We start from the raw sequence: 17021 nt of genomic DNA on the forward strand, positions 1-17021 counted from the left end.
TTACTATAGTACTAATCATGATTGTTTCGAGTCGTCAAACTTGATTTTCAGAGTCGAAAGGTTTAAAAATAAGTATATAGTTCTTGAAGTATGGAAGGGGTCTTTAATAATGTGGACAGTTACCAAAATTAGAGCCGATTATGAGGGATGGTGGTTATTCAGTGACTGGCCAGATAACATTGTTGAAAAGTATGAATATCAGACTTTTGATGATATGCTTGCGCACTATCAACAATTAATTAATCATTGCAAAGTTAAATTTGATAATTATGTCACAGGAAAATATAATATTTATGCATTTTATAATAATTGTGATATGAACTATTGCGAAGATTGTGAAGAGGATTTACAAATATTTTATAGTTTCATTGTTTTACAAAATAATGAAGTATATTATAAACTACCAATAATTGATTAAATGAATATTTTTTATTATTGTATTGCAATTTGGTAATAACTGCACTATAATACAAGTTAAGCAGATGATTATTCCATATTGCAAAGAATATTTGAGTGAAATTTGCATGTATTTTTTGTAATATGCGAATAAGCATATTGAATGAATTTTAGTCTTGGAGGTTTCAGATTATGAAACAAGGTACAGTTAAATGGTTTAACGCTGAAAAAGGATTCGGCTTTATCGAAGTTGAAGGAGAAAATGACGTATTCGTACATTTTTCAGCAATTAACCAAGATGGTTACAAATCTTTAGAAGAAGGTCAAGCTGTTGAGTTTGAAGTAGTTGAAGGCGATCGCGGTCCTCAAGCTGCAAACGTTGTTAAACTATAATTCTTAGATTATAATCATTGATTTTAACTAACACCTTACCAAGATGTAAGGTGTTTTTATATGCTTATTACTAATACTTAATGCTTTAAGTGCCAATATCAAATTGAGCACTCTTTTTTATGTCCTCAACCTTGTTTGCAATATAAAATTATATTTATATAATATAATTATGGTATTTAACGACGAGGTGATTTTATGAAATATCTTATCCTTAGTTTAGTTGCTAATTTATTGATATTTGGCATTTTATCTGCAATTGGTTTAAATATTAATATTTTAGTAGCAATGATGCTTATACTAGTGATTCCAATGACAATATCAGGCATTTTATTTTTTAAAACTAATCTAGATAAGACATACATATTTTTTAACATCTTTTTTATAGACTTTTATTACTATATTTACAATGTGCATTTAATGGAATTACCAAGATTTAATAGTTACATTAAAACTGAAATGATGGATTTAGAGGACATCGATATTTTAATTACAAGTAAAGATTTCGGTTTTGATGAAATAGTTTTCTTTACGTTATATTTGTTGCTAATTTTTATCGTATTATATTATTTAAAGAAACAAGCTAGGTGGAAAGATTAACCTTGAATATAATGAGGTTTTAATATTAGCTAAAATACATGTAATTGTTGAAATTTCACTATATAATCAATATTGTTAAAGAGGGGGGGATTATATGTATATACCCAATTTCTTTCAAATAGATGATTTTAAAGAAATCGAACAATTTGTAAAAAGTAACTCTTTTGGAATGATTATAACTGAGAAATCTGGCAAGCCATTAGCTACACATTTACCATTGATTTTACAGAAAAAAGGTGATGATTATTATATTAGTGGACATATTGCTAAAGGAAATCCGCAATGGAAGACATTAAATAGGAATAGCAATGTGTTGATTATATATCAAGGCCCACATGCTTATGTTTCATCATCATGGTATGAAAAGGAAAATGTACCAACTTGGAACTATCAGGCAATTCATTTATATGGGGAAGCGACTGTATTGAGTGAACAAGAAACGATGAATGATTTGAAAACGTTACTAGCAAAGTATGAACAATATCGTGAAAATCCAGTTTTGTGGGATAATCTTGCAGAAAGTACACGAATGCAAGCTAAGGCAATCATCGGATTTAAAGTCAAAATAAACAAGGTAGAAGCTGCATACAAAATGAGTCAAAATCGAAATGAACAAGATTACAACAATATTATTAAAAAGCTCGAAGATGAGCATAATTCAAGTAGCAATGCTGTAGCTGATGTAATGAGAGATATTCATCCTTATTTATAATTTAACAATTATTTCATAATAACTAAACAAATCCCCAAGTCACAGTTTTTCCGTGATTAGGGGATTTATTTAATAAATTATTTTGTATCATTAATAATGAGTTGTCTTAACGATTGTCGCTTTACGACTTCTCGTGCTTTACCGTCTTTTAAGAAAAATACGGATGGCTTTTGCATTTGATTGTAATTAGATGACATAGAATAATGATATGCACCTGTTGAAAGGATTGCAAGATAATCACCACGTTTTACTGATGACGGTAATTTAGCATCTCTAATTATGATATCTCCAGACTCACATAATTTTCCAGCTATTGTTACATTGTCATTTGCGTTTTCATTTCTATTAACAAGCATTGCTTGATACTTTGCGTCATAAAGTGCTGTTCTGACATGATCACTCATACCGCCATCGATTGAAACATATTTATTGATCCCTGGAATTTCTTTAATTGTTCCGACTTCATATAAAGTAACACCAGCTTCACCTACAATAGATCGTCCCGGTTCAATACCTATTTCAGGTGTATCTATACCTAGAACTTTCACTTCAGATTTTATCGCATCTGTAATTTCCTTAATACCTTTTTCGATAGGGAAACTTTCATCACCTTCAACATATTTAATTCCAAAGCCGCCACCAAGATTCAATAAATGGACTTGAATGTTGTGTTCTTTTAACCAATGCAGTACGATTTTAGCAGTTTCGATAAATGCCTCTGTTCCTTCAATTTGAGAACCAATATGACAATGAACACCTTTTAATTTTAAATGTTTGGATTGTAGGATTTTTTCAATTGCTGTTTTGGCTAAGCCATATTGAATTGATAATCCAAATTTACTATCTTCTTGTCCAGTTTGTATAAATTCATGTGTATGTGCTTCAACCCCTGGGTTCACACGTATAACTACTTGAACCGTATCATTGGCATATCGATCAATTAAATCAATTTCTTCTAATGAATCAATCACAAAATACCCGATTTTATTTTCTAAAGCATATCTAATTTCATGTTTCGTTTTATTGTTACCGTGAAAATGAATACGACTTGGTTCAAAACCTGCTTCTAATGCAGTGTATAATTCACCTTCGGAAACAACATCTAGTTGTAAATCTTCTTCAGCTACAAGTTTGACCATTTGAAGGCAAGTAAATGCTTTTGAAGCATATGAGATATTATATTTTAAGCCACTTTCTTTAAATGCGCGATGATATCGACGCATTTGTTCTCTAATTTGTAATTCGTCATAAACAATGGTAGGGGTACCGAAGCTTTGCGCAATCGTTTTTAAACTTATGCCGTCCATTGTTAATTCACCGTTTTGATTATATTTAACAGTCATTTGAAATGTACTCCTTTTTTAAAGAATCGTGATTCATTGCACTTAATTGTTCTGAATTTGCACCTACACCTTTAAAAGTGTATTCATCAATGCGTATATCATTATTATAAAGAATAACTTCATCTTGTGCATGTACATTGTCATCAACTTCAACAAACATATGACTCATCATTAATGCACGAATAGGAAATCGTTTGCCTTTGATAAGTGCTTCATGTTTAGAACGCGTTCTTAAAATCCCATCACCATAACCAATATCAACAACAGCTAATTTTGTATGATCTTTCGTAGCTTCAAAAGCAAAGCTGTAACCACAATAATCACCAGATTGGACTTCTCGTATTTGAATCACATTTGCTTTTACAGTTAAAGATTGAACTATCTCTTCCTGTTGTAATGAACTGTATGGTCTTGAACCGTATAGTGCAATACCTACGCGTGCGTGTGTATGGTGGGGGAGTAATTCTTGTCCTTCTCGATAAAAACTTGCGCTATTTTGTGCATGTATTAGATCAAATTGATAACCTTCAAATAAAAGTGTCTCAACAATTTCCATCCATTGCTCACGCTCGACAATATAATCAGACACATCAAACTCGTCAGCGTATCCAAAGTGAGTCCACAAACCGCTAATTATCATTTTGTCATTTTGATTATGTTGATGATCTTTCAATACTTCTTTAATTTCATTTAAATTCTTCAATCCAGAACGATGTAATAAATTTTCAAATTCTAAGTGAACATGAATACCAGCCAATTCTTCTTTATGTTCATAGTAAAATGTCAAAGAAGGCAAAGTCATATGAATGTTATGCTCACGGACTAAATCGAAATCATATACTGCATTCATTAAGAATATCGTTGCATGAGGTGCAAGTTGTCTAACTCTGATCGCTTCACGTAATGACGTAGTACTAAACGTATCAATACCTGCATGGATAAATTGGGATACAGCAAATTCTAGGTCATAGTGGTATGCATTGTTTTTAACAACTGCCATTATTGGTTGATTGTTTTTTACTGTTATTGCATTTTGTAAAAATGTCTTCGTATTTACAGACCATGTTGCTGTCAATATACTACACCTCTTTGTAATTTATTAATAAATTTTCATAAAAATTGGCCACATCAATTAACACTTTTTCATCGAAATTTAAATGTGACGTGTGTAAACCGGTAACAAAGTCTTTATCTTCATTACGTGTACCAATAAATACAAAATAAGCCGGTGCAAGTTTTTGTCCGTAGAAGCTAAAATCTTCACCGAATAAAAATGGTGTTGGTTTATCATAAACATCTAAATTTGCTTGAAGCAGTGCTTGTTCTATTTGAGCACGTAACTTTGGACTATTAATTGTAGGAGGATATCCTTCTGCAAATTTAACTTCACAATTAACATTGAACAATAGTTTTACACTTTCAGCTATTTTAAGCATTTGATTTTTAACAATAGTTAAATCATCAATATCATATGTACGAATAGTTCCTTCTAAATAACCATTACTTGGAACCGTATTAATCGCTTCACCAGCTTCAAAGTGACCAATATGAACGATATTTCGTTTCAAACCGTTTAGATGAAATTGTTGAATCTGTGAAATTTGAGTCAGAACATGCTGTAATGCTTCACCACATGAATGACCTTGTTCTTTATCAGCCACATGACTTGATAATCCTTTTAAGAAAAAGCGATATTCCGTTGCACTAGCTGTAATTTCTTCATCTCTAATTACTGCAATTCCTTCATTAGCAAAAGGGTTAACGTGTATACCAAAGACCGCTTCAATTGGATATTTTTCAAAAGCATCTGCCTGAATTAATCGATTTGCACCGCCACCTGTTTCTTCTGCAGGTTGGAAGATGAAAACGACATTTTGCGGTAATTGTCCAGCATCTTGCATCTCTTTGCATCGTTGTACAAATAGCATTAATGCAGTTGTATGTCCATCATGACCACATGCATGCATCACATGATCATTTTGACTACGATAAGGAACATCATTTTCTTCTAAAATAGGTAACGCATCAATATCAGCTCTGTATGCTATAGTATGGGAGCCATTTCCTTTTAAATAAGCAATGACTCCTGTTTCTAAAGGGCAGTCGTATTGAATATTTAAACTATCTAAAAATGCTTTGATATAAGCAGTTGTTTCAAATTCATGTAAGCTAAGTTCAGGATGTTGATGTAAATGACGACGATGCTTCGTAACAAATTCTAATTCATTCATAATTATCAATCCTTTATGTTAAATTACTTTACTTATAGTGTAACTCATTTTAAAATCTTTAATTTTTAATATATGAAAATATAAACAATAAGGTTGAGACATAACCGTATCTCAACCTTAGAATTATTATACGTTGACGTAACTAGTCATTTAATTTTCTTAATGCTGCTACAATTTCTTTTTTAGTATCTTGTACTTCAGAAGCTTGTTTAATCACTTTTGCAGGCGTACCAGCGACAACTGCACCGGCTGGTACATCTTGCGTAACAATAGCTCCTGCTGCAACGATAGCGCCTTTACCAACACGTACTCCTTCTAAAATAACTGCATTTGCACCAATTAATACGTCATCTTCAATGATGACTGGTGAAGCACTAGGGGGTTCAATTACACCAGCCAATACTGCACCAGCGCCAACATGTACATTTTTACCAGTCGTTGCACGTCCACCTAATGTAGCATTCATATCAATCATTGTACCTTCGCCAACGACAGCACCAATATTAATTGTTGCACCCATCATAACGACGGCACCATCTTCTATAATAGCTTGCTCTCTGATAAATGCGCCTGGTTCAATACGAGCATTAGTATTTGTTAAATCTTTTAATGGAATAGCAGAGTTACGACGATCCATTTCAATTTCTACATCCTCAAATTTGCTACTATATGTTTCGTAAAAAGGTTTCCAATCATCTGCTTCACAAAAGATAACTTTAGATTGTTCTGAACCGAACACTTTAAAACTTTTTGGATATGTGATGCCGTCAAAGTCACCGTTTACATATATTTTTAACGGTGTAGATTTTTTCGCGTCACTTATATATTGAATAATTTCTTCAGCTGTTAAATGTTGTACCATAAATAATAATTCTCCTTTAATATGTTTATAGATTATCAAACGTATAAAAGCCGTTTGGTTTACTGATTAAACGTTCTGCTGCTTGAATTGCACCATTTGCAAAAATATCTTTTGACTGTGCACGATGTGTAATTTGAATGGTTTCATCAGTGCCTGCAAATAATATTTCATGTTCACCTACAATCGTGCCACCACGAATCGAGTGAATGCCAATTTCTTGTGGTTGACGTTTTTCAGTAAGTTCATGTCTATCATAAACAGGTGTTGCATTTTCTTTTAAAGATGCAATAACGTCATACAACTTTTCTAGTGTACCGCTTGGAGCATCTACTTTCTTATTATGATGAGCCTCTGTTAATTCGATATCGAAATCGTCAAGTAAGGGAACAGCAGCTGCTAAAATTTTAGTTAATGCATGAACACCGTAACTCATATTTGCACTGAAAAATACAGGCATATTTTGACTTAACATGTCTAACTTATTAAGTAGTTTTTCTTTCTCGCCAGTTGTTGCCACAACTAATGGCAAATGAAACTCTTCATCTAATAAAGGGAATAAAGGATTTGGATTTGAAAAATCTATTGCAACATCTGCATCTTTTACATCCGCAATATGTTGATATTGCTTATATGGAGTTGTTTCTTTAGGTGTAGGTTCAATAACACCAACGATTTCATGACCTTTTTCTTCTGCCAGTCTAGCAACACGTTGATTCATTGCACCATAGCCGATTAGTAATATTTTCACTCGTTTTCACCCGCTTTATATTTGTCGTATGCATTGCGAAGCACCTTAGTATTAGCTTCTTCTAACGTGATTAATGGCAATCGTAATTCATAGTCGCCAAATCCTAAATAACTCGTTAATGCCTTGATTGGAATTGGATTAATATCAACTGATAGGGCTGATAATAAATTGCCAATTGGTTTAAATTGATCCTGAATATCTAATCCACTTTGTTGAGCATCGTATAACGCTTGAAATTCTTTAGGTATAACATTTGCAATGACAGAAATAACCCCTTTACCACCACGTTGATAATATTCTACTACATTGTCATCATTACCGCTGTATAATGTAAATGAATTTGTATTGATTCGTTTTTTTACTTCTTCTAAGTACTCAAAATCATTCGTAGCATCTTTTAAAGCTACAATATATGGATGATGACTTAATGTTTTTACAGTTTCTGGGTCGATTGTCATATTCGTTCTTGATGGCACATTGTATAACACGACTGGCAATTCTACTGCATTTGCGATGGTTTCAAAATGTTTAATTAAACCACGTTGATTTGTTTTATTGTAGTAGGGCGTAATTAACATGATTGCATCAGCACCTAATGCTTTCGCTTGTAGTGATGCCTGTATAGATTTCTGGGTATCATTTGTACCTGTTCCTGCTATGACAGGGATTCTTTTGTCTACTAAATCAATGACTGTTTTTAATATTAGCTCTTTTTCTTCAGTCGTTAATGTAGGACTCTCTGCAGTGGTACCATTAACAATGATTGCTTGTGTATCATTTTCTAGTAAAAAATTAACGTGTGCTGTTAAAGCTTCAAGGTTAACTTCGTTATTTGTAAAAGGGGTTGTAAGTGCAACTCCAACACCCTCAAATAAATGTGTCATTTTAATTCGCTCCTTTTAAACGCATGACTTGTTCCAAGACTTGTACGGCATTTAATGCAGCACCTTTTAATAAATTGTCTGATGTACACCATACATGGAATGTGTTATCTAATGAATCATCTCGACGAATACGGCCAACAAATACTTCATCTTTATTAGTAGAATTAATTGCCATTGGATACTCATTATTTTCTGGATTATCTACTAATACAACACGTGTATCTTGATCAAATAATGCTTTAATTTCTTCTGCTGTTGTTTCTTTATCAAGTGTTACATCGATTTCAACACTATGACTATCTTGAACAGGAACACGTGCACATGTTGCAGTTACTTTTAAATTTGGTTCATTTAAAATCTTTCTAGTCTCATCGATCATTTTTTGTTCTTCTTTTGTATACCCATTTTCTAAGAACACATCAATATGAGGTAATACGTTATTATAAATTGGGTGTGGATATGCTTCAGGAGCTTTACCATTTACGCCTTCAGCTAAATCTTTTTTACCTTTCATTCCTGATCCTGAAACTGCTTGATACGTTGTATAAGCAACTCGTTTTAAACCGTATGCATCTTGTAATACTTTTAAAGGAACAACAGATTGAATTGTTGAACAGTTTGGATTTGCAATAATTCCTCTTGTAAATGTTGGTTCATTTACTTCTGGGACGATTAAATCGATATCTTCTGCCATACGCCATTGACTTGAATTGTCTATAACGATGGCACCAGCTTTTTCAAATAGTGGGGCAAAGTGTTCACTTGTACTACCGCCAGCACTCATTAATACATAATCAAAATACTCACTTGCACGAGCGTCAGTTAATTCTTGAACCGTATATGTTATTCCTTGAAATTCAACTTCTTGTCCTGCAGAACGTGCTGATGAAAATAATACTAATTCATCGAAAGGAATATTTTTACGATTTAATGTCTCCAACATTTTTGTACCTACTAATCCTGTTGCACCCACAACTGCTAATTTTGTCATAACTTGTCACTCCATTTTATAATAATTTCAAATTTTTAGAATATTTTAACAATCATTTTACCATTAAATGTTAAATGCGTCATATAGTTTTTCTACTGCTAATTGACCATTAAAATTATCGATAACATATGAAATACTAATTTCTGAGGTTGTTGTTTGGTAAAATGGTATGTTATTTTCAATCAAAGTTAAAAATGCCTGTGATGCAACACCTGACATATCTCTCATTCCTGAACCGATTAATGAAATTTTGACATAGTGCTCATTGATTTTATAAGCCAATGCATCAAATTGCTTTTGCAAATTTTCTAGAATCATTGAAATTTGTTGGTAATCACTGTCCTTAATTGTAAAAGACAGTTGTAAGCCCTCTAAATTTACGATTTGTGAAATCATATCTACATTAACTGAACCTTCTTCAAGTTCTGTAAATAATTGTGTCAGCAATTTGTTGTCCGGCAGGGGATAGCTAATCGTGACATGCATCATATGTTTATCTAATGCCACACCTGTGACTGCTTTTTTCTCTAGTATTTCTTCATTTGACATAATCCAAGTTCCTTTCACATTTGATAATGTTTTACCTAAATAAATAGGGATATTATAGTTTTTAGCTAATTCAACACTTCTTGTTTCAAGTACACCAGCACCTAAGGCACTCATTTCCATCATTTCTTCATATGAGACGTTGTCGAGTCGTTTAGCTTTTGGTAAAAGTCTTGGGTCAGTCGCATATACACCTTCGACATCTGTATAGATTTCACATGGAATTTGATTGCTGACTGCAAGTGCCACTGCTGTAGTATCTGAACCACCTCTGCCTAGGGTCGTTAATTCTTGATGTTCATTGATACCTTGAAATCCTGCAATTACTAAAATGTCATGATCCTGAAAGGCATGTTCAAATGTTTGAGGATTAATTTGTGCAATTTTACTTTTTAAATGATGACCAATAGTTTTAATACCTGCCTGATAGCCAGTCATAGCTTTAGCATTAACACCTATATCATTTAATATCATCGATAAATAAGAGACAGTTTGTTGCTCTCCGGTTGTCAATAATAATGCCAGTTCTTGTTGTTTTGGTGCTTTTGTCAATGTCGATACATTCGTCATCAATTGATCGGTTGTATTACCCATAGCACTCACAACGACGATAAGTTGTTCATCTTGACTTACTCGTGATTTTAACATTTCGGCTATATTTTTTATTTTTGTAAAATCACTGACGGATGAACCGCCAAATTTCAACACACTTCTGGTTACCATATAATCCTCCTAATTGAAAAGAAGGGCACACAATAATATAAAAAGAGCAAGTTCGGAATGCGAACTTGCTCTTAATCTATATACAAGTGATGCACTCCATTATTTTTAAATAATGACAAACTCTCAGCTCTTAACCAAAAAGTCCAACAAATTATAACTGCTATTATAATCGCTTCGGCATCGCACCCTTTCAAATTCAGCTGTTAGCAGACAGTAATCTAAACTTTACTCATGATTGATGCGCCTCATCAAAATATTATTAAATTGGTATGTGTACATTATACATATGACAATTATGAATGTAAACCGATAATTTAGATTTTTTAGAATAAGCAGAAAATTCAACTTTGAAAAAAGGTTTTTGTTAACAATAAGAGCTTTAAAATATTCAGTATATGAATATACAATCTAACAATATTTAAAAAATCTCGATTACATACAAACTAATACGACAAAATAATTTTCGACTGTAATGTCAGTTAATGGTTAATTTTAATTGTATTAAAAGTAGGGGATAAAAAAATGGGAATATATAATAAAGACGAACATCTTAATACAAAATTTGCATCATAGATGTTCGCCAAAGTCTTATTAATTTATATTAATTATTGATATGTTTTAATCTCTGCTTATTTTAAAACGCCGATTTCTTGCAAGTATTCTTCATAAGGAATTTCTTTTGAAACGCCACCTTGTTTATTTAAATCGATAACTCGATTGGCAATTGTGTTGATAAATTCAAAGTCATAAGAAGTGAAGATAATAGAACCTTTGAATGATTTAAGACCATCATTGACAGCAGTAATACTTTCTAAGTCTAAGTGGTTAGTAGGTTCGTCAAGTAAAAGTACATTCGCACTTGATAACATCATTTTACTTAGCATACAACGTACTTTTTCTCCACCTGAAAGCACACTAGCTTTTTTCTTAACTTCTTCACCACTAAATAACATACGACCTAAGAAGCCACGTAAAAATGTTTCTGTTTGTTCATCTTCAGGAGCATATTGTCTTAACCAATCAACAAGATTCATATTTACACCTTCAAAGAACTCTGAGTTATCTTTAGGGAAGTAACTTAATGATGTAGTAACACCCCATTTAAATGATCCTTCGTCTGGTTCCATTTCGCCAGCTAATATTTTAAGTAATGTTGTTTTTGCAATTTCACTGTCTCCAATTAAAATTGCTTTATCATTTGGATTCATTGTGAATGAAATATTATCTAATACTTTTTCACCGTCGATTGTTTTAGAAAGATTTTGGACGATTAATAAGTCGTTACCGATTTCACGCTCAGGCGTAAATTTAACGAAAGGATATCTTCTTGATGATGGTTGAATATCATCTAACTCAATTTTCTCAAGTTGTTTTTTACGACTTGTTGCTTGTTTAGATTTAGAAGCGTTAGCAGAGAAACGAGCAATAAAATCCTGTAACTCTTTCATTTTTTCTTCTTTTTTCTTGTTTTGTTCTTGAGCCATCTTTTGAGCTAACTGACTAGATTGATACCAAAAATCATAGTTACCCACATAAACTTTAATTTTACCAAAGTCTAAATCAGCGATATGTGTACATACATTATTTAAGAAATGACGGTCATGTGATACTACGATAACAGTATTATCAAAGTTAATTAAGAAATCTTCCAACCAACTGATTGCTGGTATATCAAGACCGTTAGTAGGCTCATCCAGTAATAGTACGTCTGGTTCACCGAATAAACTTTGCGCTAATAATACTTTAATTTTTTGGTTATTTTCTAATTCAGCCATTTTTTTGTCGTGTAAAGTTGGATCGATACCTAAACCAGATAAAAGGTTAGCTGCATCAGCTTCAGCATTCCAACCATTCATTTCTGCAAATTCACCTTCAAGTTCAGCAGCACGAATACCATCTTCATCACTGAAATCTGGTTTCATATAGATTTCATCTTTTTCTTTCATAACCTCATAAAGACGTTCATGACCTTTAATTACAACATCAAGCGCGCGCTCATCTTCATAAGCATAGTGGTCCTGTTTTAAAACAGCTAGACGTTCATTTTTACCTAATGACACGTGACCAGTTTGAGAATCTAATTCTCCAGATAATATTTTTAAGAATGTTGATTTACCTGCACCATTCGCACCAATTAATCCATAACAATTACCTTCTGTAAATTTAATATTTACATCTTCAAATAGTTTACGATCTCCAAAACGTAAACTGATATCAGTTACTTGTAACATGCATTTTCTCCTTTTTTTCATTCGATATTCTAACGGAAGAATTATATCATATTATCGTCACAGTTTCGACCTCATATAAGTTGTAATGATAGAATGACTCACACATGTTATAATAATAAAGAATACAAGAATCGAAGGAGAATAACATGGCATTAGATAAAGATATAGTAGGTTCTATAGAATTCCTTGAAGTAGTAGGGTTACAAGGCTCAACTTACCTTTTAAAAGGACCAAACGGTGAAAACGTAAAATTAAACCAATCAGAAATGAACGATGATGATGAATTAGAAGTTGGTGAAGAGTATAGTTTCTTTATTTATCCAAACCGTTCAGGTGAATTATTTGCAACTCAAAATATGCCTGATATCACGAAAGATAAATATGATTTTGCTAAAGTACTTAAAACGGATCGCGATGGGGCACGTATAGATGTTGGATTACCTCGTGAAGTGTTAGTACCATGGGAAGATTTACCAAAAGTGAAATCACTATGGCCACTACCGGGTGATCATTTGTTAGTTACATTGCGAATTGATCGTGAAAATCATATGTATGGGCGTTTAGCGAGTGAGTCTGTAGTAGAAAACATGTTCACACCTGTACACGACGATAATTTAAAAAATGAAGTCATTGAAGCTAAACCATACCGCGTATTACGAATTGGAAGCTTCCTATTAAGCGAATCAGGTTACAAAATTTTCGTACACGAATCAGAACGTAAAGCCGAACCAAGATTAGGTGAATCTGTTCAAGTTAGAATTATCGGACATAATGATAAAGGTGAGTTAAACGGTTCATTTTTACCGCTTGCGCATGAACGCTTAGACGATGACGGTCAAGTCATCTTTGATTTATTAGTTGAATATGATGGTGAATTACCATTCTGGGACAAATCAAGCCCTGAAGCGATTAAAGAAGTATTCAATATGAGTAAAGGTTCATTCAAACGTGCTATAGGACACTTATATAAACAGAAGATTATTAATATAGAAACTGGTAAAATCACTTTAACTAAAAAAGGGTGGAGTCGAATTGACTCAAAAGAATAAGTAAAGTAAACACGCATATTTATATGCGTGTTTTTTTATTAAATTGTACTAATGAAAATTTTTGTTACTTTTTGTCGGTACATTTTTTTATTTCCAAATTTATTCATGAATAGATATGTATAACTTGTCATAATTTTTAAAGTTAAGCACTAGTTTTAAAATAAACAAAAATAATTTTTACAGTTTCTTAACAAACATTTATACAACATTTACAGTTTCTAAAAATGAGGTTAATAATTCAAGGTTAAGATAAAGATGTAATCAATACAAATACTATTTGTTGTTCATACAGGGAGGATATTTCAATGAAAAAATGGCAATTTGTTGGTACTACAGCTTTAGGTGCAACACTATTATTAGGCGCTTGTGGTGGCAGTGGTAATAGTGATTTAAAAGGGGAAGCTAAAGGTGATGGCTCATCAACAGTAGCACCAATTGTGGAGAAATTAAATGAAAAATGGGCTCAAGATCACTCTGATGCTAAAATCTCAGCAGGACAAGCTGGTACAGGTGCTGGTTTCCAAAAATTCATTGCAGGAGATATCGACTTCGCTGATGCTTCTAGACCAATTAAAGATGAAGAGAAGCAAAAATTACAAGAAAAGAATATCAAATACAAAGAGTTTAAAATTGCGCAAGATGGTGTAACGGTTGCTGTAAATAAAGAAAATGATTTTGTAGATGAATTAGACAAACAGCAATTAAAAGCAATTTATTCTGGAAAAGCTAAAACTTGGAAAGATGTAAATAGTAAATGGCCAGATAAAAAAATAAATGCAGTATCACCTAACTCAAGTCATGGTACTTATGACTTCTTCGAAAATGAAGTAATGAATAAAGAAGATATTAAAGCAGAGAAAAATGCTGATACAAACGCAATCGTTTCTTCTGTAACAAAAAACAAAGAGGGAATCGGATACTTTGGATATAACTTCTACGTACAAAATAAAGATAAATTAAAAGAAGTTAAAATCAAAGATGAAAATGGTAAAGCAACTGAGCCTACGAAAAAAACAATTCAAGATAATTCATATGCATTAAGTAGACCATTATTCATTTATGTAAATGAAAAAGCATTAAAAGAAAACAAAGTAATGTCTGAATTTATAAAATTTATCTTAGAAGATAAAGGTAAATCTGCAGAAGATGCAGGCTATGTAGCAGCACCAGAAAAAAACTATAAATCTCAATTAGATGATTTAAAGGCATTTATTGATAAAAACCAAAAATCTGACGATAAAAAGTCAGACGATAAAAAATAACAAGATGTAAATTCATATTGGTTTTGAAACATGGTTGATATGGTGAATCATTATTTAGAGTTTGAAGCTTGAAGTATCGAAATGCTGATTTTGACAAGCTCATCGACTTAAAATAGTGATTCATCATTATTTTACAAATTTAATTATTTTGGGAGCAATAGAAAGAGGTTTGATTATGTCTTCATCTACTAATATCAAAGCTTTAATCAAAAAAAAGAACAGCAAAAAAGGGAAGTATAATGACAAATTTATACCGGTTATTTTAGCTGCTATATCAGCAGTATCTATACTCACAACGCTTGGTATTTTAATCACTTTACTTTTAGAAACAATTACTTTTTTCACAAGAATTCCAATCACAGAGTTTTTATTTTCAAAAACATGGAATCCTACAGGATCTGATCCTAAGTTTGGTATTTGGTCACTCATAATAGGAACATTAAAAATTACTGTTATTGCAACAGTGTTTGCTGTACCTGTTGGTTTAGGAGCTGCCATTTATTTAAGTGAATATGCAAGCGATCGTTCGCGTCGAATAATTAAACCAATATTAGAAATTTTAGCAGGAATACCAACAATTGTGTTTGGTTTCTTTGCATTAACTTTTGTTACACCAGTATTAAGATCTTTCATACCAGGTCTTGGAGAGTTTAATGCAATTAGTCCTGGTCTAGTTGTTGGTATCATGATTGTTCCGCTTATTACTAGCTTAAGTGAGGATGCAATGGCATCTGTACCTAAAAAAATCCGCGAAGGCGCTTATGGTCTTGGTGCAACTAAATTAGAAGTAGCAACTAAAGTCGTACTTCCTGCAGCAACATCAGGTATTGTAGCTTCAATCGTTCTCGCGATTTCAAGAGCAATTGGAGAAACGATGATTGTATCATTAGCGGCAGGTAGTTCGCCAACAGCTTCATTAAGTTTAACAAGTTCGATTCAAACAATGACTGGATATATTGTTGAGATAGCGACAGGTGACGCAACATTTGGATCAAATATTTATTACAGTATTTATGCTGTAGGATTCACACTATTTATCTTTACCTTAATCATGAATTTACTTTCTCAATGGATTTCTAAGCGTTTTAGGGAGGAGTATTAATATGGAAACGACAGATAATGATAGACAATCACTCGTCGATCAACAACTTGTCCAAAAACATTTATCATCCAGAACGGTTAAAAATAAAGTGTTCAAACTCATATTTTTAGCATGTACATTGTTAGGGCTCGTCGTACTTATTGCATTATTAGCACAAACATTAATTAAAGGGGCAAGCCATTTAAATTTACAGTTTTTCACTAATTTTTCTTCTTCAACACCATCCATGGCTGGAGTTAAAGGAGCGCTAATCGGTTCACTTTGGTTAATGTTAAGTATCATTCCATTGTCAATTATTTTAGGAATAGGTACAGCAATATACTTGGAAGAATATGCGGAAAACAACAAATTTACTCAATTTATCAAAATCAGCATTTCAAATTTAGCTGGTGTACCATCAGTTGTGTTTGGTTTACTAGGTTATACATTGTTTGTTGGCGGCGGTGGTATCGAAGCGTTAAAAATGGGCAATAGCATATTAGCTGCAGCTCTTACAATGACTTTACTGATTTTGCCAATTATTATTGTTTCAAGTCAAGAAGCAATTAGAGCAGTGCCCAATTCTGTTCGTGAAGCATCATTTGGTTTAGGTGCGAACAAGTGGCAAACAATAAGACGTGTTGTTTTACCAGCTGCATTACCAGGAATATTAACTGGATTCATTTTGTCTTTATCACGTGCATTAGGGGAAACAGCACCACTTGTACTTATTGGTATACCAACTATTTTATTAGCGCTACCAAATAGTATTTTAGATCAATTTTCAGCATTACCTATCCAAATCTTCACATGGGCAAAAATGCCACAAGAAGAGTTTCAAAATGTTGCATCAGCTGGCATTATTGTTTTACTAGTGATTTTAATCTTAATGAATGGCGTTGCGATTATTTTACGTAACAAATTTAGTAAAAAATTCTAATATAAACAATCTATCTCATTTATCTATTGAAA

The 17021-nt window shown here is 32.6% G+C and carries 17 protein-coding genes and 1 riboswitch; of the genes, 8 read left to right on the forward strand and 9 right to left on the reverse strand.

Annotated elements, in window-relative coordinates; all coding sequences use genetic code 11:
* Positions 1-109 precede the first annotated feature (109 nt).
* The 4 genes from msaA to CD116_RS06970 all read left to right on the forward strand — a co-directional run bounded on the left by msaA (position 110) and on the right by CD116_RS06970 (position 2098).
* Complete coding sequence (msaA, locus tag CD116_RS06950; protein WP_047425470.1) at positions 110-418, forward strand: regulatory protein MsaA; 309 nt, start codon at positions 110-112, stop codon at positions 416-418.
* Positions 419-588: 170 nt separating this feature from the next.
* Positions 589-789, forward strand: coding sequence for a cold shock protein CspA (gene cspA, locus CD116_RS06960; RefSeq protein ID WP_000809131.1), 201 nt, complete (start codon positions 589-591; stop codon positions 787-789).
* Between the two features lie 195 nt (positions 790-984).
* Positions 985-1386 carry a sarA expression modulator MsaC gene (msaC, locus tag CD116_RS06965; RefSeq protein WP_047529520.1) on the forward strand — a complete coding sequence of 134 codons (402 nt, stop codon included), beginning with the start codon at positions 985-987 and terminating at the stop codon, positions 1384-1386.
* A gap of 94 nt (positions 1387-1480) precedes the next feature.
* Positions 1481-2098 carry an FMN-binding negative transcriptional regulator gene (locus CD116_RS06970; RefSeq protein WP_047550701.1) on the forward strand — a complete coding sequence of 206 codons (618 nt, stop codon included), beginning with the start codon at positions 1481-1483 and terminating at the stop codon, positions 2096-2098.
* A gap of 77 nt (positions 2099-2175) precedes the next feature.
* On the opposite strand, the gene lysA is transcribed toward CD116_RS06970, so the two are convergent.
* The 9 genes from lysA to CD116_RS07015 all read right to left on the reverse strand — a co-directional run bounded on the left by lysA (position 2176) and on the right by CD116_RS07015 (position 12657).
* On the reverse strand, positions 2176-3441 hold the full coding sequence (lysA, locus tag CD116_RS06975; protein WP_047550698.1) for a diaminopimelate decarboxylase: 1266 nt from the start codon (positions 3439-3441) through the stop codon (positions 2176-2178).
* The gene (locus tag CD116_RS06980; RefSeq protein ID WP_047550695.1) at positions 3431-4516 is read right to left on the reverse strand and encodes an alanine racemase; all 1086 of its coding nucleotides are present in this window, start codon (positions 4514-4516) and stop codon (positions 3431-3433) included. Before CD116_RS06980 ends, lysA begins: the two co-directional genes overlap by 11 nt.
* A 4-nt stretch (positions 4517-4520) precedes the next feature.
* The gene (locus CD116_RS06985) at positions 4521-5672 is read right to left on the reverse strand and encodes an amidohydrolase (protein ID WP_047550692.1); all 1152 of its coding nucleotides are present in this window, start codon (positions 5670-5672) and stop codon (positions 4521-4523) included.
* Positions 5673-5814: 142 nt separating this feature from the next.
* Complete coding sequence (gene dapD / locus CD116_RS06990) at positions 5815-6534, reverse strand: 2,3,4,5-tetrahydropyridine-2,6-dicarboxylate N-acetyltransferase (protein WP_047529529.1); 720 nt, start codon at positions 6532-6534, stop codon at positions 5815-5817.
* Between the two features lie 25 nt (positions 6535-6559).
* Complete coding sequence (dapB, locus tag CD116_RS06995; protein ID WP_047550689.1) at positions 6560-7282, reverse strand: 4-hydroxy-tetrahydrodipicolinate reductase; 723 nt, start codon at positions 7280-7282, stop codon at positions 6560-6562.
* Entirely contained in the window at positions 7279-8166 is an 888-nt protein-coding gene (dapA, locus tag CD116_RS07000; RefSeq protein ID WP_047529533.1) for a 4-hydroxy-tetrahydrodipicolinate synthase, read from the reverse strand. Before dapA ends, dapB begins: the two co-directional genes overlap by 4 nt.
* A 1-nt stretch (position 8167) precedes the next feature.
* Positions 8168-9157, reverse strand: coding sequence for an aspartate-semialdehyde dehydrogenase (locus CD116_RS07005; protein WP_047529535.1), 990 nt, complete (start codon positions 9155-9157; stop codon positions 8168-8170).
* Positions 9158-9220: 63 nt separating this feature from the next.
* Positions 9221-10426 carry an aspartate kinase gene (locus CD116_RS07010; RefSeq protein WP_047550686.1) on the reverse strand — a complete coding sequence of 402 codons (1206 nt, stop codon included), beginning with the start codon at positions 10424-10426 and terminating at the stop codon, positions 9221-9223.
* An 81-nt stretch (positions 10427-10507) separates the two neighbouring features.
* A riboswitch (Lysine riboswitch) is annotated at positions 10508-10683 on the reverse strand.
* A gap of 372 nt (positions 10684-11055) precedes the next feature.
* On the reverse strand, positions 11056-12657 hold the full coding sequence (locus tag CD116_RS07015) for an ABC-F family ATP-binding cassette domain-containing protein (protein ID WP_047550683.1): 1602 nt from the start codon (positions 12655-12657) through the stop codon (positions 11056-11058).
* A 146-nt stretch (positions 12658-12803) separates the two neighbouring features.
* On the opposite strand from CD116_RS07015, the gene cvfB reads away from it, so the two are divergent.
* From cvfB to pstA, 4 genes are all read left to right on the forward strand, one after another.
* Positions 12804-13706: an RNA-binding virulence regulatory protein CvfB gene (gene cvfB, locus CD116_RS07020; RefSeq protein WP_047425445.1), complete on the forward strand. Its 903-nt coding sequence runs from the start codon at positions 12804-12806 to the stop codon at positions 13704-13706.
* Positions 13707-14011: 305 nt separating this feature from the next.
* Positions 14012-14968 carry a phosphate ABC transporter substrate-binding protein PstS gene (locus tag CD116_RS07025; protein ID WP_047550680.1) on the forward strand — a complete coding sequence of 319 codons (957 nt, stop codon included), beginning with the start codon at positions 14012-14014 and terminating at the stop codon, positions 14966-14968.
* 175 nt (positions 14969-15143) lie between these two features.
* Positions 15144-16070 (forward strand): phosphate ABC transporter permease subunit PstC, encoded by a 927-nt coding sequence (gene pstC, locus CD116_RS07030; RefSeq protein ID WP_047550677.1) that lies wholly within the window; start codon positions 15144-15146, stop codon positions 16068-16070.
* Position 16071: 1 nt separating this feature from the next.
* Positions 16072-16989, forward strand: coding sequence for a phosphate ABC transporter permease PstA (pstA, locus tag CD116_RS07035; RefSeq protein WP_047550674.1), 918 nt, complete (start codon positions 16072-16074; stop codon positions 16987-16989).
* Positions 16990-17021: the final 32 nt, after the last annotated feature.

Source organism: Staphylococcus schweitzeri (assembly GCF_002902405.1).
GTDB lineage: Bacteria > Bacillota > Bacilli > Staphylococcales > Staphylococcaceae > Staphylococcus > Staphylococcus schweitzeri.

What these genes read in the sequence shown, in the direction of transcription:
- msaA (WP_047425470.1), top strand. Translation starts at nt 110, where the DNA reads ATGTGGACAGTTACCAAAATTAGAGCCGATTATGAGGGATGGTGGTTA.
- cspA (WP_000809131.1), top strand. Translation starts at nt 589, where the DNA reads ATGAAACAAGGTACAGTTAAATGGTTTAACGCTGAAAAAGGATTCGGC.
- msaC (WP_047529520.1), top strand. Translation starts at nt 985, where the DNA reads ATGAAATATCTTATCCTTAGTTTAGTTGCTAATTTATTGATATTTGGC.
- CD116_RS06970 (WP_047550701.1), top strand. Translation starts at nt 1,481, where the DNA reads ATGTATATACCCAATTTCTTTCAAATAGATGATTTTAAAGAAATCGAA.
- lysA (WP_047550698.1), bottom strand. Translation starts at nt 3,441, where the DNA reads ATGACTGTTAAATATAATCAAAACGGTGAATTAACAATGGACGGCATA.
- CD116_RS06985 (WP_047550692.1), bottom strand. Translation starts at nt 5,672, where the DNA reads ATGAATGAATTAGAATTTGTTACGAAGCATCGTCGTCATTTACATCAA.
- dapD (WP_047529529.1), bottom strand. Translation starts at nt 6,534, where the DNA reads ATGGTACAACATTTAACAGCTGAAGAAATTATTCAATATATAAGTGAC.
- dapA (WP_047529533.1), bottom strand. Translation starts at nt 8,166, where the DNA reads ATGACACATTTATTTGAGGGTGTTGGAGTTGCACTTACAACCCCTTTT.
- CD116_RS07005 (WP_047529535.1), bottom strand. Translation starts at nt 9,157, where the DNA reads ATGACAAAATTAGCAGTTGTGGGTGCAACAGGATTAGTAGGTACAAAA.
- CD116_RS07010 (WP_047550686.1), bottom strand. Translation starts at nt 10,426, where the DNA reads ATGGTAACCAGAAGTGTGTTGAAATTTGGCGGTTCATCCGTCAGTGAT.
- CD116_RS07015 (WP_047550683.1), bottom strand. Translation starts at nt 12,657, where the DNA reads ATGTTACAAGTAACTGATATCAGTTTACGTTTTGGAGATCGTAAACTA.
- cvfB (WP_047425445.1), top strand. Translation starts at nt 12,804, where the DNA reads ATGGCATTAGATAAAGATATAGTAGGTTCTATAGAATTCCTTGAAGTA.
- CD116_RS07025 (WP_047550680.1), top strand. Translation starts at nt 14,012, where the DNA reads ATGAAAAAATGGCAATTTGTTGGTACTACAGCTTTAGGTGCAACACTA.
- pstC (WP_047550677.1), top strand. Translation starts at nt 15,144, where the DNA reads ATGTCTTCATCTACTAATATCAAAGCTTTAATCAAAAAAAAGAACAGC.
- pstA (WP_047550674.1), top strand. Translation starts at nt 16,072, where the DNA reads ATGGAAACGACAGATAATGATAGACAATCACTCGTCGATCAACAACTT.